Genomic DNA, 15506 nt, shown 5'->3' on the forward strand with positions numbered 1-15506 from the left:
TTAAGTGTAACGCCTTTTTTTATATCTTCTTATCTGTATTTTTGTAATCAGTTATAATACAATATATAAACAGTAAAAATGCCAAAAAATTCACAACTAAAATCTATTTTAATTATTGGTTCAGGACCTATTGTTATTGGACAAGCATGCGAATTTGATTATTCAGGAACTCAAGCTTTAAGATCGCTTAGAGAAGATGGAATTGAAACCATTCTTATAAATTCCAATCCAGCAACCATTATGACCGACCCTTCTATGGCCGATCATGTGTACTTGCTTCCATTAACAACCAAATCAATCATTAAAATTTTAAAAGAGCATCCACAAATTGATGCCGTTTTGCCAACTATGGGAGGACAAACAGCATTGAATTTATGTATTGAAGCAGATGAAAAAGGGATTTGGAAAGATTTTAATGTAGAAATTATAGGTGTAGATATTGCCGCTATTAATATTACGGAAGATAGAGAGCAATTTAGAGAATTGATGCTTAAAATAGGCATTCCCATGGCGCCACAAGCGACTGCAACCTCTTATTTAAAAGGTAAAGAAATTGCTCAGGAATTCGGATTTCCACTGGTAATTAGAGCTTCTTTTACATTGGGTGGTGCAGGTGCGTCTTTTGTACATAAAGAGGAGGAATTTGATGAATTATTAACCCGTGGACTAGAGATTTCTCCCATCCATGAGGTGATGATTGATAAAGCATTGATCGGTTGGAAAGAGTATGAGTTAGAGCTGCTTAGAGATGCAAATGATAATGTGGTCATCATCTGTTCTATTGAGAATATGGATCCTATGGGAATTCATACTGGTGATTCTATAACGGTTGCCCCTGCGATGACTTTGAGTGATAGAACCTACCAAAAAATGCGTGATATGGCCATCCATATGATGCGTAGTATTGGTGATTTTGCAGGTGGTTGTAATGTACAGTTTGCTGTAAGTCCAGATGAACATGAAGATATTATAGCGATTGAAATTAATCCACGTGTATCACGTTCGTCGGCATTGGCAAGTAAAGCAACGGGGTATCCCATTGCGAAAATTGCTGCTAAGTTGGCGATTGGTTATCATTTAGATGAATTACAAAATCAAATTACAAAATCGACTTCAGCATTATTTGAGCCTACTTTAGATTATGTAATTGTAAAAATACCACGTTGGAATTTCGATAAATTTGAAGGATCCGATAGAACGTTAGGACTTCAAATGAAATCTGTTGGTGAGGTTATGGGGATTGGTCGTTCGTTTCAAGAAGCTCTTCATAAAGCCACGCAATCTCTTGAAATTAAACGAAATGGGCTAGGAGCTGACGGTAAAGAAAATAAAGATTACAATCAAATTATAGAAAAATTAACTTACGCATCATGGGATAGAGTATTTATTATTTATGATGCGATTGCTATGGGAATTCCGTTGAGTAGAATTCACGAAATCACAAAAATAGATATGTGGTTTTTAAAGCAATATGAAGAATTGTTTTTACTGCAAAAAGAGATTTCTACATTTAAAATTGATACCATTCAAAAGGACTTATTGCTTGAAGCCAAACAAAAAGGCTATGGTGATAGACAAATAGCACACATGTTGGGCTGTTTAGAAAGTCAGGTCTACAATAAACGTGAAGAATTTGGCATCAATAGAGTTTACAAATTGGTTGATACCTGTGCAGCGGAATTTAAAGCGCAAACACCTTATTACTACTCAACGTTTGAAAGTGATATGGAAACTGCCGATGGAAAGCGTTATGCCGATAATGAAAGTATTGTTTCCGATAAGAAAAAAGTGATTGTTTTAGGCTCAGGGCCTAACCGAATCGGTCAAGGTATCGAGTTTGATTATTGCTGTGTGCATGGTGTTTTGGCTGCTGCTGAATGTGGTTATGAAACCATTATGATTAACTGTAACCCAGAAACCGTTTCAACGGATTTTGATACAGCACATAAACTCTATTTTGAACCCGTTTTTTGGGAACATATTTACGATATTATTAAGCATGAAAAACCTGAAGGTGTTATTGTTCAATTAGGTGGACAAACGGCTTTGAAACTTGCTGAAAAATTAACCAAATATGGTGTTAAAATTATAGGAACTAGCTTTGAATCATTGGATTTAGCTGAAGATAGAGGGCATTTTTCTAATTTACTGAAAGAGAATAATATTCCTTATCCTCAGTTTGATATTGCAACAACCGCTGATGAAGCTTCTGCCATTGCAGATGTGTTGGATTTCCCAATTTTGGTAAGACCTTCGTATGTGCTTGGTGGACAAGGTATGAAGATTGTTATTAACAAACAAGATCTTGAAAAACATGTGGTTGACTTGTTAAGTCAAATGCCAGGGAATCAATTATTATTGGATCATTATTTAGAAGGTGCCATAGAAGCGGAAGCGGATGCTATTTGTGATGGTGAAGACGTGTATATTATAGGTATCATGGAGCATATCGAACCTTGCGGTATCCACTCGGGTGATAGTAATGCCATGTTGCCACCATTCAATTTGGGCGATTTGGTAATGCAACAAATAAAAGATCATACTAAGAAAATTGCCTTAGCATTGAATACCGTTGGTTTAATAAACATTCAATTTGCCATTAAAGATGATATTGTATATATTATTGAAGCCAATCCAAGGGCATCTCGTACCGTTCCTTTTATTGCAAAAGCATACGGAGAGCCTTATGTGAATTATGCTACTAAAGTCATGCTAGGGGATAAAAAGGTGAAAGATTTTAATTTTAATCCGCAATTAAAAGGATATGCTATTAAGCAACCCGTATTCTCTTTCAATAAGTTTCATAATGTGAATAAAAAATTAGGCCCAGAAATGAAGAGTACAGGAGAAAGCATTTTGTTTATTGATAGTTTAAAAGACGATGAGTTTTATGAGCTATATTCCAGACGAAAAATGTATCTTAATAAATAATAAAAAATGCCGCTAACAGCGGCATTTTTTAGTTAAAGCTCAATTTTAGCATTCTGATCTTTCAAGGAATCTAAATACAATTCCATTTTAAATTCCGAAGTTCTAAAAGCAGTCGTTCTGTTTTTGGCTTGCTCTTGCCTTGCTATACTTCTGGCAAATCTGCGAACTTTATCTTTAGTGTTTAATATAATACCCGGAACGGTCACATTATGTCCATTCTCATCTTTGGCGACCATAGTAAAATATGATGAGTTGCAATGTTTTCTTTCTCCTGTTTGAATATTTTCAGATTCTACCCTTACCCCAATGACCATAGAGGTTCTGCCTGTATAATTAACCGAAGCTTTAAGGGTTGCCAGTTCGCCTACTTCAATAGGATTTAAAAAATCGACTTTGTTAACAGATGCCGTTACACAATAGTTTCTGGAATGTCTGGAAGCACAAGCAAATGCAATTTGATCCATAAGGCTTAATATGTAACCGCCATGTATTTTTCCGCTAAAATTGGAATGCGATGGCAGCATTAATTGGGTCATACTTACTTGTGATTCTTCGGTGCTTTTAAACATGTGCATAAATAATATAGGTGTATATAATTCCTGTAATTATGGCAATACCAAAACTTATTAGTGTACCAATTAAAATGTATTCAGTTAGTTTTCTGTGTTTAGATTCTTTTAAATCTCCAAACCTAAAAACAGATTTTGCTGTTATTAAAAAACCAACAGCTTCCCAATGGTTAAATATGATGAAAATAAAAACCAACACACGTTCTAAAATGCCAATATATTTACCAGCATCTTCTAGGGATTGATTGTCTTTTGTTAACTCTTCAATATTCCATTTTGCAAAAATAATTTTCATGAATATAGAAACAGGAATGGTTAAAAATAGCAAGCAAACCAATAACATTAAGTTGCTTTCTGTTATAATATTATCAATTTTCAACGTATTTTCAGAAAAGGAAAAATAACAAATAACAATAACGATGATATGTAGTAACTGATCTATAAAAAATAAATAGCGTTTTGTATTTTCCTTTTGAATGGAAAGTTTGGTAGCATCTATTATAAAATGTGAGCTACCAATGATTAATAAGATGGGCCAAAGTGATATATCCCAAAGAATGAATGCTGTTACCAAAATATGGATGCATACATGTAAATAAAGCTTTTGGGATTTTAATTTTTTTTGTTCTTTTTCCTTCACCCATGATTCTGGTTGAAGAAAAAAATCGCCCATAAAATGTGCTAACAATAATTTTATCAATAGTATCATTTTTCTTCCAAGAGATTTAATTCCAGTTGTTTTATTTTTTGATGATACATACTATCCAAATCCATTATTTCATTAAAATAAGCACGTTTCAAACGTTTGCTTACGGCATCCTGACTAATTCCTAAAATTTCTGCTATTTCTGTTTGCAATACATCTTCATTTTCTAGGGCAACCTTAATGGTTTCTGCTGAATTCACGGTCCAATGATCCATGGACATTAAAGCAAGCTTAAAATATAAGTTAAGCTCTTCGTCTAAAAAATTATAGCGAGACTTTATTTTTAAGTTTGTTTTTTCTTTTTTAAGATTCGCCAAGGTGTCTCCTGAAAATTGAAACACCTCTCCATTCGATTCGGTTATCAAATGACCTTCAAAATTTTTATTACCGACCCCTATAGCCATGCGTACATCTAAACCTTTTACGGTTTTTATGCAGGCTTTAATATAAATCGCAATGTTAAAGGCTTTTTTATTATCCTTAATTTCAATTTGAAAACTATCACCGCGAAAAATTTCCCAGTACTTTTTATCAATTCCAGTATTGGTCAATGCTTCTCTTAAAGGAGTTAACCATGTTTCTGGATTTGTAAATTTTTTAGATTTAATAATATCTCCTGTTATAACACTTACCATATCAAAATTTAATATTCCGTTTTTATAGAATAATTATAAATATGCCCTTTTTAAGGAATAATTAATAATATGCCTTTTTAAAGGAATAATTAAATATATCACATATTTAATGGATTAACAAATATATCGGATTTTTAAATGAAATAATACTTGTTTTTATTGCTCAACTTCCACCTTTGTTACAAAATATTTAGCATCTCCTAACCAAAATAAGGTTTTATAACGTTCGAAATAATGAAGCTTGACCATTTTACCTTGAAAATTATTTAAATCTTCAATGACTTGTTTTTCTTTGTCTTCTACTGAAAATTGAAATCTTTGAGATTCGGAAACGCCCTGACTTATTTCGCCTTCCCAAGTTTTAAAAATAACCCCTTTATGTGTGAATTTAATTAATTCACCAGCTCTAACACCTTTACTATAACTGGAAAAATAAAGAAAACAGATATAAAGGATACTTAAAAGAATAATGCCAATACCAATTTTTTTAAGAATTTTCATTTTGTTAATTTTTAATGGTCTTCAGCACGTTTCAATATCGCTTCGGGTAGTGCTTTTTTTGCCTTGGCGCCCATTTTTTTAAGTTTTTCAACACTGGTAATGAGGTTTCCTTTACCGTCGACCAGTTTGTTCATGGCAGCGGAATAATCACTTTTTGCAGCATCAATTTTTTTACCAACGCCTGTTAAATCTATAACCAATCCTTCAAATTTATCGTATAAGGCACCGGCTTGTCTGGCAATTTCAATGGCGTTTTGTTGTTGTTTTTCGTTATTCCACATGCTATCAATGGTACGTAAGGTGGCCAAAAGGGTAGAAGGTGTAACAATCACAATGTTTTTTTCAAAGGCTTTGTTGTAAATGCTATTATCTTCATTGACCACGACTGCAAAGGCTGGCTCGATGGGGATAAACATCAACACAAAATCTGGCGATTCAATATCGTATAAATCTTGATAATTTTTATCTGAAAGCTGATCGATGTGTTTTTTAATGGAATTGACGTGAGCTTTTAAATACATGGCTTTATCATCATCTTCGGCATTTACCAAACGCTCATAATCGGTTAATGATACTTTACTATCTATAACCATTTTTTTACCATCGGGCAGGTGTAAAACCACATCGGGCAATACACGGGAACCATCTGCCAAGGTGAAACTTTGCTGTACAAAATACTCTCTATCTTTTTCTAAACCGGATTTTTCAAGAACACGCTCCAATACCAACTCGCCCCAATTTCCTTGCATTTTACTGTCACCTTTTAAGGCTCTGGTTAAATTGGTGGCTTCTTTTGTCATTTGTTGGTTGAGGTCTTTTAAGCCAATCAACTGCTCTTTTAAAGCCGAATGCATACTGATGCTTTCCTTCTGGGTTAAATCTACTTTGTCTTCAAAAAGTTTTATTTTTTCTTGTAGCGGAGTTAATATGTTTTTGATGTTTTCTTTATTCTGAAGTGTGAATTTTTCCGATTTTTCATCCAGTATTTTAGTTGCCAACAATTCAAAGTCTTTGCGCAATGCCTCTTGCCGTTTTTCTAACTCTTCATCGCGTTTTAAATTGAGTTGATACAGATTGTCATATTCGGTATTCCGTTTAGTTAATTCAGCATTTAAAAAGTCTTTTTCTGTTCTTATGGCTTCCCGTTCAACTTCAATTTTGTTTACATATTGTTTTAATTCATTGATTGTATTGGTCATTTGGTTTTGGCGTTCTTCCAAGGTGCTTTGCTCGCTTTTGCTTTTAAGTTTGGTGAAAGTCATACCAATATAGGCACCAATGGCTCCTGAAATTAAAATGGTTAGAACTATGATAAGGTTGTTGTCCATTAAGAAAAAGATTTACTCAAAGATAAATGTTTTAGTTTGAAGTAAGAATATAGAAACGTGAAGTTTTTAACTGCAAATTAAAACTGAATGCAGCTTATTTTTTTACCCGAAATGTCCCCGTTTTATCATCAAAAGCAATTAAATCTTTTGGGAATAAAGAATCGAAAACGCCTTTTGTTATTAAATTACAGGGCATGTCTGATACAACGCTATCGGGTGTCATAACAATTAATCTATCACACAATTGAATGGCTAAATCTATTTCGTGCGACGAAAATAAAATGGTTTTATGGGTGTCTTTAACTAATTTTTGTAGCAATTTTAAGGTAGATACTTTATGGTAAATGTCTAAATGTGTAGTGGGTTCATCTAAAATAATTAAGTCGGTGTCTTGCGCTAAGGCACGAGCAATCATGACTTTTTGTAATTGACCATCGCTTAATTCAAAACATTTTTTTTGTTTTAAATCGGAAATATTGGTTTTACTTAAAGCAGAATTTATAATTGCTATATCATGGTCAGATAAATTGCCAACCCAATTGGTATAAGGTTGCCTGCCCAAAGCCACGATTTCAAAAACAGATAAATTTTTAGAGATCAATTTCTCGGTTAAAACTAAACTTAGCACTTTAGCCAAATCGAGTGCGGCATACTGTTGTATGTTTTTGCCATTAATAAAAATGTCGCCACTCAACGCCTTTTGAACATGGGTGAGGGTTCTTAAAAGTGTTGATTTTCCAACCCCATTTACCCCCACTAAACCAACCAATTCGCCTTGATGCAATTCTATATTAATATGGGAGGCTACCACGGTGCGTTCTTTTTTAGAAGCATAGCCAATGGATACCTCCTTGGTTTTTAAAATGATATGTTTGTTTTTTTCTATCATTTGTTAGAGTTACAAAGTTGCAAGTTTATAAAGTTAAAAGGTTACAGGGTTACAAAATTTCATAAGTATCTAAAAATCTAATTTGTCTAACAATCTAACTGGTCTAAAACACCATTTTCCGTTTTCTTACCAATAGCCAAATAACAACAGGCGCCCCCACTAAAGACGTAATGGCATTAATGGGTAATGTGTAATCGCTATTAGGAACCTGTGCAATACTATCGCAAATTAGCATGACAATAGCTCCAAATAGAAACACCCCAGGTAATAATATCTTGTGGTTGGATGTATTGAAAACTTGGCGGGTTAAATGCGGAATGGCGAGACCTATAAAAGCGATGGGACCTGTAAATGCTGTAATGGTTCCTGCCAATAAACTGGTTGAAATAATGATGGCAAACCGACTTCTTTTAATGTTTAAACCTAAACTTTTAGCATAATTTTCACCTAAAAGCATGGTATTTAACGATTTTACAGAAGCTAAACTGATAAGTAGTCCAAGGCTATAAATCATAAAAAAGATCATTAATTCATCCCAAGATAGATTTCCTAAGCTACCAAAACCCCAAAAAATGTATTGTTGCAGTTGTTGTGCAGACCCAAAATATGAAAGGACACTTACAATGGCCGAGGTCATGCTGGCAAACATAAGACCAATGATAAGTATTGCCATAGTATCCCTTATTTTTAAAGAAACTAATAAAACAGCGAATAATACTAATGAACTCCCTAAACTAGCTGCTATAACGATGCTCCATTTTGAGATTAAAAGCGACATAAAAACACCACCAAAAATAGACGAGCCAAGAATCACTAAAGCCACACCTAAACTGGCACCAGAACTAATCCCTAAAACAAAAGGCCCAGCTAGTGGATTTCTGAATAGTGTTTGCATTAATAAGCCTGAAATGCCCAAACCAGAGCCAACCAATATGGCTGTTAATGCTTTTGGTAATCGGTAATTTTGAATGATGTGCTGCCAAGTTTCTTGTTCTGTAGAGTTTCCAATAAGACTATGTAACACGTCTTTAAAAGGAATATAAATGGACCCTAAACTTATATTTGCTAAAAAACATATGATAAGTATGATAGATAATACTAAAAATGATAATTTATATGTATTTGAATTAGGCAATTAATCTAAGGATTTAAAAAAGTAAAGATCATAATTTTTTAAGAGTTCTGGGTGGCAAATTTTAATAAGATCTTTTAAAACTAAATCGGGTCGGGTGGTGCCTAACTCAAAATATAAAATTCCCCCAGAGGCACCAGTCGTATTTATTGAAGAATAAATAGTGTTGTTTTGGAAAGCCTTAAACATGGCATGATGGGTATTTCCGTTTTTAAGTGCTTCTTTGCTGGCGTAATTGGACGGGCTTAACCAAATATCAGCATTTTTAGCTTTTAAAAAAACAGTTTCGAAATTAAGCGATAAGCTACCTGTTCCCTCGGAATCGCTCCACAAATAATGGGTGTTGGCATCTTTTAAAAGTTGTGCTTCCGTACTGTTCCCATTTGGTAAATACCAAATATCGTTATGCATCGCCCCACTTAAAATAGTAGGTTGGTTTTTGGTGTTTTTAGCTAGACTTTTAGCTTCTAAATAATTTTTTTCAATCGTATTAAAAATAGAATCCGCTGCTTTTTCTTTGTTGAATAATACGCCAAAAAACTTAATCCATTCGGCTTTGGCAAGCGGCGATGCTTCTACCCAATCACCATTAAAAATAACGGGAATACCCGATTTTTTTATAGTTTCAAACGTTCTGTTATTGCCATCAATACCAAAACCAATAACGACATCTGGTTGTAATTCCAAAAGTACTTCGGTATTGATTCCTTCGTTTTTGCCCAATTCCCTAACCAGTCCCTTTTCAATTCTTTGCCTTGTTTTTTCAGAAGAAATATAATCGATTCCAGGGAAACCAACCAACGTTTTTTCAACATTTAAAAGTTCTAAAGCGGGAATATGGGTTGTGGAGGTGACAACTATTTTTTGGATGGGGTTTATGATAATCCCATCGTAAGCACCTGCTGGGAAAGTCGTTTTTGCAGCATTTTCTTTGTTTATGATGGCATATTTAAAAACATTCTCAGCTTTTGGCCATGGATTTTTAATTTCTAAAATTTTATAAGTTCCATAATCTTCAACCGAAAAACCTTTGGCATATTTTAAAGGGAGTTGCTCGCTTTCAAAACTTTCTGATAGCTGTTTTTTTGGCTCGTTTTTACAATTAAGTAATGTTAATAGAATAATTAAAAGATGTGATTTATATTTCATTTGTATAAGATGACAATTGTCATTTTTAAATATTTTTATGCTTGTTATTTTTGGTGAAAATATTAACAATGCGAGATGGTTCAAATTTAACAATATATATAGTTGCAGGCATTATAATAGCTCATTTTTTAATTGGATTTATGTATTTAATCTATAAAATGACTAAGAAAAAGTAGGCTTTCAATTCGTATTATAAAGTTAATATTTACATTTGCATCGAAATTTGGTTTTGTTCATTTCACGTGAATAAATTAAAAGGGAATCAGGTGCAATGATTTACGATTGTAGAATTTAGATTTACGATTTTGGTATGTATCAACTCAAAAAATCGTAAATCGGATATCGTAATTCATTAATTCCTGAACTGTTCCCGCAACTGTGAGTTTTTGCTGAACTTGATTCAGCACCCTATTATGGGATGTTATATACTTCTAAAACCACTGGCTTGATGGCTGGGAAGGTGAAATAACATAAAACAAGTCAGGAGACCTGCCATTTTCAAAACAAATAAGTTAAACTTTCGGGATAAAAGTTTGCGTATGATAGTCCATGCGATTCTCGAGTAATTATTTATTAAAATGAACAAAAAAACAACTATTTGTGGAGTACTGTGTTTTGGTATATCCTTATGTGGCTTTGCGCAACAGCAAGCCGATTCTACAAAAGTGGAGCAACTTGACGAAGTTGTCATTTCAGATTCACGCTTTAATTTGAAACGTGAACATTCAGGTAAAACGGTTATTAAAATTACCCAAAAAGAAATTGAAAATAACCAAGGGCGGAACATTTCAGAATTGATTAATTCCAAAAGTGGTGTTGAGATTAATGGTACTAGAAGTGTTGAAGGCTTAAATTTAGGTTATTTTGTAAGAGGTGGTAATAATAGGCAGGTTTTGGTACTTATTGATGGTATTCAGGTGAACGATCCATCACTGGTTTCCAATGAATTTGATTTACGTTTGCTAGATTTGAATACCATTGAATCTATAGAGGTTGTTAAAGGTGCCGCCAGTACATTATACGGGAATGCAGCTGCTACAGCGGTTATAAATATTACGACTAAAAAAGAGTCTGGAAAACCCATATCAGCCAGTTTTTTATCGGTTGTCGGAACCAATCAATCAGCAGATGACCAAAATTATAATGGTTCTAGTTTTAACAATAACATATCTGTAAATGGACACCTAAACAAATTCAGGTATTTGGCAAGTTTTGCAAATAGATATGTCGATGGCCTATCGGCAGCCAAATCTGATACGCCAGAAAAAGATCCGTTTTCAAGATTTAATACAAATGTTAAATTAGGATATACTTTTAGTAATGCTTTTGAATTATCTGCCTTTGCAAGTTATGATAAATTAAAAACAGATACCGATGGTTTCCCACCACCAAACTATACCATTGCAGATACAGATGATGCTTATAAAAACGAACAGAAAAGAGTCGGAATTTCACCTAAATTCACCTATGCCAACGGAAGTTTTCAGGTAAACGCAGCTTATACAGAAATAAATAGGGAAAGCATTTCAGATATTGTAACAAGTTATGAAGCCAAAAGCTATGTGGTGGATGCTTTTAATAAATATACTTTTGACGATACGTTTTATACCATTGTTGGATTTAATTATGCCGATTATAACACTTTGTTTGACCAAGAACGTTCATATACAACGTCCGATCCTTATATAAATGCGGTTTATGTATCTGATTTTGGATTGAATTTAAATGCTGGGGCTAGATTGAATAACCATAGTGAATATGGATCCCATTTTGTATATAGTTTAAATCCGTCTTACAGTATAGATGTGAATTCTGGATATGTGAAGGTTTTGGGTTCGTATGCCACTTCGTTTATATCACCTAATTTATCACAGTTATTTGGTTTTTTTGGAGCAAATCCTGATTTAGAACCAGAAGAGAATAGAACTGTTGAAGGTGGTTTAGAGTTTTCCAATAGAAAAGGATTTCGTATAAACGGACTTTATTTTAACCGAAAAGAAGAAAAATCCATTATTTATACAACGGGTTATGTGAATGCTACCGAGAATGCTACTGTTCAAGGTTTAGAAGTTGAAGCTGCATTTAATATGATTGAAGATTTAACAGTAACGGCAAATTATACGTTTACGGAATTGAAAGATGGTATACGATTGCGTTTACCCAAACACAAGGTAAATACCAGTTTTGGATATAATTTTTCTGAAAAAACCTATGCATCCTTGAGTTGTCAATTTGTAGGCAATAGAATAGATACCGATTTTTCAACCTATGAAGATGTAGATTTAAAATCATTTTCTTTAATTGATCTATATTTCAGCCAGAAATTAATAAATAACAAGGTGAAACTTTTTGCAACTGTAACCAATCTGTTTAATGAAGATTATACAGAAATTATTGGCTATACCACTAAAGGTAGAAATGTGAGTTTAGGGTTGAATTTGAACTTTTAATTTTTTTCAGTCATAAATCTGCTTAATAAATCTGAAGGAAGTTTTTTGTCAACATACATATTGTCATAGAATGGTTTAAAACTATTACTATCTCTAAATAATGTTAAAAAAGCTTCCTTTTCAGGTTTTATTGAAGATGATTTTGCAGTAGGGTTTTGAATATCAGCCAAGGCTGCAGCTAACAATTTTTCATTTTCATCCCCAAGAATACCTAAGTTTAAATAACTTTCTGAGAGTTCGATATCAGGGGTTAAACCGTCAAAATAATCTGTTCTTCCAACTTTATTTAATGATTTAAATATCAATGGTTGCATGGCATAGCTGTGGCTTGGGTTTGCACCATTACGTGAGAAATCAGGGGAATCGTAAAGGGTGGTAGAGGCTTGATATTTTCCAGCGGTATGTTCGCCTATATGAATGACGTTGATATAAGGGTCTAAGGCGTTTATAACCAATTCGCTGGCGGAAGCAGAGGATTCTAAAGCAATGACATATACTTTTTGAAGATTTAAACTATTTAAAGCGGAGCCTTTATTATTATTTACAAACCTGTTTATTAACGCTTCAGGGTTGTCTTTTTCAAAAGCCGCTTGAAAGTCACTATTCCATGCTTCGGTACTAAAAACCTCTCCAGTAAATTGCCCAGTTATCATACTTGATAATAATATCGCCGAATTTACAGAACCCCCTGAATTATACCTTAAATCCAACACAAGTTGTTGTACGTTATTTGATTTAAATGTTGCAAAAGCATTATTAAGTTGCTGATCAAAATCAGCTGTAAAACCATTGTACATTAAGTAGCCCACATTTTCACCTCCCACATTAAAAACTTTGGTTTCAAAAATGGGGTTTTCAGTATATTCAACTTTAGTCAAATGGATGCTTTCATTTTTAGAAATTATAGTATCGTCAGTTATGGAAGCAGTTCCATTATCATTATAACTGGCTAAATTTAAAGTATAAGAGTTAGAACCCAATAAACTTGTATAGTTACCTGTTGTTAATTCAGTACCGTCAATGGCATTAAATATATCGCCTCTTTTAAGTCCGTTATTACTGGCACTACTATTTGGGAAAACGATACGTACAATACCAATTAATTTTGTGTTACTGTTTGGTTGAAGAAATAAGCTGAATTCCATGCCATTGCTAGTAGTTACCCCAGAAAATAGTTGTTCTAATGCTATGTAATCATCAACAATCCAACTGAATCTATCAACGGTTTCTCGTTGATATATTAAGCTTTCAAATAAATCTTCTGGTTTTGCGAAACTATTTAAATAATTGGCATAAGCCTCATTACTAGTAAATGCATCATTAGCTAAATTAGGCACATTATCTTTATAGAGATAAAATAAATTCATGCCTTTCCATACAAAATCATTTATAGAACTTGAAGTAACTTGGGTATCATCATTATCTTTAAAACAACTCGTGTTTAAAAAAGAAACGACTATTAATAGAATTAGGGCTTTATAATGTTTCATTGTTTTTTTTATAAGCTTAGTCATGTAAACTGTAAATTGGCTTACATTATTATGTAAATATAAATATTTTGTAACAAAAAAGATGGTCGTTCGTCGTAATCTAAAATAACCATAACTAAGTTGTTTTTAACTAATCAAAACCAAGCGATGACTCAAAAAGAGTTTTTACATATTGTGATGCCATTTAAAGATAAGGTATTTCGTTTAGCAAAACGATTACTTATATCTACGGAAGAAGCGGAAGATGCTACACAAGAGGTTTTATTGAAATTGTGGAACCATAAGGAAAAGATGGAAGATTATAAGAATGTAGAGGCTTTTTCAATGACCATGACGAAGAATTTTTGTTTTGATAGGTTGAAGTCTAAACAATCGCAAAATTTAAAAATTGTACATAGTAATTATGAAGATAATAATACATCGTTACAAAAGCAGGTTGAGTTAAATGATAGTGTTAATTGGGTAGCGAAAATTATTGAAGATTTACCAGAGCAACAAAAAATGGTCATTCAATTACGGGATATAGAAGAATACGATTTAGACGAGATTGCCAAAATGTTGGATATGAATAATACAGCAGTACGGGTGACCTTATCTAGAGCTAGAAAAACAATAAGAGAAAAATTAACTAATACGCATAATTATGGTATTAAATAATATAGAAAAATTACTTGAAAAGTACGAAAACGGAGAAACCTCCCTAAAAGAAGAGCAACAGTTAAAAAACTATTTTTCGCAAGAAACTGTCGCGCCACATTTAGAAATGTATAAACCTATGTTTGCGTATTTTTTGGTAAACCAACAAGAACAATTTACTAAGGACATTCCATTAAAAACTAAAAAAGTATTTAACTATAAATGGATTTCTGTTGCTGCAGTAGCTGTTATCATGTTGGGTGTTTACCTTAAATCGAATTTAAATAATGATTTAGGTACTATTAATGATCCAGAAATAGCTTTTAACGAAGTTTCAAAATCGTTAGAAATGATTTCTAAAAGTTTCAATACAGGAACTTCAACGTTACAATATCTTGATGAATACGATAAAGGTGCTTCAACATTGGGATATCTCAACGAAATTGAAAACACAACAAATATTATTTTTAAAACAAATCAATAAAAAACGAACCATGCAATCAATAAATAATTTAAAAACAACTCTCATGAAAAAAATAATAATCACAATGGTAATGGCAATCATGTTATTGCCAATGTCAGGAATGGCGCAAGATATTTTTGAAAAATATAGTGACAATACAGATGTGACTTATGTATCTATAAAACCCAAAATGTTTCAAATGATAGCTAAAATGGGGATTAATGTAGACGATCCTGAAGCAAAAGCTTATATGGATATGGTAAAAAGTATCACAAGCTTTAAAACGATTGTAACGGATAATAAAAATATTTCTGCCGACCTTACCAAATGGGTAAAGTCACGTTCAGGTTCTTTGGAAGAATTAATGCAAGTTAAAGATGATGGTGCCGAAGTTAAATTCTATATAAAAGAAGGTAAAGATGCAGATCATGTGAAAGAGCTACTCATTTTTGTTAATGGTATAAATAAAGTGATGAAAGAAAGTGTTGAAATTAATGGCGAACAGCGTAAAGTTGAAACCGTGGTGGTGTCTTTAACAGGTGATATAGATTTGAACGAAATCTCTAAGCTTACCGATAAAATGAATATTCCAGGAGCTAAGCAATTAGAAAAAAAGAAATAAAACAA

The 15506-nt window shown here is 33.0% G+C and carries 14 protein-coding genes and 1 riboswitch; of the genes, 5 read left to right on the plus strand and 9 right to left on the minus strand.

Translation table 11 applies throughout. The features are described from left to right. The first annotated feature begins 78 nt into the window (after nucleotides 1-78). Nucleotides 79-2931, plus strand: coding sequence for a carbamoyl-phosphate synthase large subunit (gene carB / locus DKT72_RS01415; RefSeq protein ID WP_111306928.1), 2853 nt, complete (start codon nucleotides 79-81; stop codon nucleotides 2929-2931). Nucleotides 2932-2963: 32 nt separating this feature from the next. On the opposite strand, the gene DKT72_RS01420 is transcribed toward carB, so the two are convergent. The 8 genes from DKT72_RS01420 to DKT72_RS01455 form a co-directional block, all read right to left on the minus strand. Continuing rightward, entirely contained in the window at nucleotides 2964-3506 is a 543-nt protein-coding gene (locus DKT72_RS01420) for an acyl-CoA thioesterase (RefSeq protein WP_111306929.1), read from the minus strand. Next, the gene (locus DKT72_RS01425) at nucleotides 3493-4209 is read right to left on the minus strand and encodes a DUF3307 domain-containing protein (RefSeq protein WP_111306930.1); all 717 of its coding nucleotides are present in this window, start codon (nucleotides 4207-4209) and stop codon (nucleotides 3493-3495) included. The genes DKT72_RS01420 and DKT72_RS01425 overlap by 14 nt, the downstream gene beginning before the upstream one ends. Further along, nucleotides 4206-4841 carry a SatD family protein gene (locus DKT72_RS01430; protein ID WP_111306931.1) on the minus strand — a complete coding sequence of 212 codons (636 nt, stop codon included), beginning with the start codon at nucleotides 4839-4841 and terminating at the stop codon, nucleotides 4206-4208. The genes DKT72_RS01425 and DKT72_RS01430 overlap by 4 nt, the downstream gene beginning before the upstream one ends. Nucleotides 4842-4997: 156 nt before the next feature. After that, on the minus strand, nucleotides 4998-5342 hold the full coding sequence (locus tag DKT72_RS01435) for a DUF8785 domain-containing protein (RefSeq protein WP_111306932.1): 345 nt from the start codon (nucleotides 5340-5342) through the stop codon (nucleotides 4998-5000). 11 nt (nucleotides 5343-5353) lie between these two features. Next, the gene (locus DKT72_RS01440; RefSeq protein WP_111306933.1) at nucleotides 5354-6670 is read right to left on the minus strand and encodes a DNA recombination protein RmuC; all 1317 of its coding nucleotides are present in this window, start codon (nucleotides 6668-6670) and stop codon (nucleotides 5354-5356) included. A gap of 94 nt (nucleotides 6671-6764) precedes the next feature. Continuing rightward, a complete protein-coding gene (locus DKT72_RS01445; RefSeq protein ID WP_111306934.1) occupies nucleotides 6765-7559 on the minus strand; it encodes an ABC transporter ATP-binding protein in 795 nt (264 codons plus the stop codon). 103 nt (nucleotides 7560-7662) lie between these two features. Further along, a complete protein-coding gene (locus DKT72_RS01450; protein WP_111306935.1) occupies nucleotides 7663-8694 on the minus strand; it encodes a FecCD family ABC transporter permease in 1032 nt (343 codons plus the stop codon). Next, nucleotides 8695-9840 (minus strand): ABC transporter substrate-binding protein, encoded by a 1146-nt coding sequence (locus DKT72_RS01455; RefSeq protein ID WP_111306936.1) that lies wholly within the window; start codon nucleotides 9838-9840, stop codon nucleotides 8695-8697. 207 nt (nucleotides 9841-10047) lie between these two features. After that, nucleotides 10048-10351: riboswitch (cobalamin riboswitch) on the plus strand. Between the two features lie 67 nt (nucleotides 10352-10418). Between DKT72_RS01455 and DKT72_RS01460 the strand changes: the two genes are divergently transcribed. Further along, nucleotides 10419-12290 (plus strand): TonB-dependent receptor plug domain-containing protein, encoded by a 1872-nt coding sequence (locus DKT72_RS01460; RefSeq protein WP_111306937.1) that lies wholly within the window; start codon nucleotides 10419-10421, stop codon nucleotides 12288-12290. Here the strand turns inward: DKT72_RS01460 and DKT72_RS01465 are convergent. After that, nucleotides 12287-13780, minus strand: a complete 1494-nt coding sequence (locus DKT72_RS01465) for a GFO_1087 family putative carboxy terminal peptidase (protein ID WP_111307045.1) — start codon at nucleotides 13778-13780, stop codon at nucleotides 12287-12289. The genes DKT72_RS01460 and DKT72_RS01465 overlap by 4 nt on opposite strands. 147 nt (nucleotides 13781-13927) lie before the next feature. On the opposite strand from DKT72_RS01465, the gene DKT72_RS01470 reads away from it, so the two are divergent. From DKT72_RS01470 to DKT72_RS01480, 3 genes are read left to right on the plus strand one after another with little or no spacing between them, the layout of a single operon-like run. Then, nucleotides 13928-14437, plus strand: coding sequence for a GFO_1088 family ECF-type sigma factor (locus DKT72_RS01470; protein WP_111306938.1), 510 nt, complete (start codon nucleotides 13928-13930; stop codon nucleotides 14435-14437). Then, nucleotides 14424-14900 (plus strand): PG0215 family putative anti-sigma factor, encoded by a 477-nt coding sequence (locus DKT72_RS01475; RefSeq protein ID WP_111306939.1) that lies wholly within the window; start codon nucleotides 14424-14426, stop codon nucleotides 14898-14900. Before DKT72_RS01470 ends, DKT72_RS01475 begins: the two co-directional genes overlap by 14 nt. Nucleotides 14901-14943: 43 nt before the next feature. Beyond that, on the plus strand, nucleotides 14944-15501 hold the full coding sequence (locus DKT72_RS01480; RefSeq protein WP_111307046.1) for a GFO_1090 family protein: 558 nt from the start codon (nucleotides 14944-14946) through the stop codon (nucleotides 15499-15501). The last annotated feature ends 5 nt before the right edge of the window (nucleotides 15502-15506 follow it).

The organism is Confluentibacter sediminis, from assembly GCF_003258355.1.
Classification (GTDB): domain Bacteria; phylum Bacteroidota; class Bacteroidia; order Flavobacteriales; family Flavobacteriaceae; genus Confluentibacter; species Confluentibacter sediminis.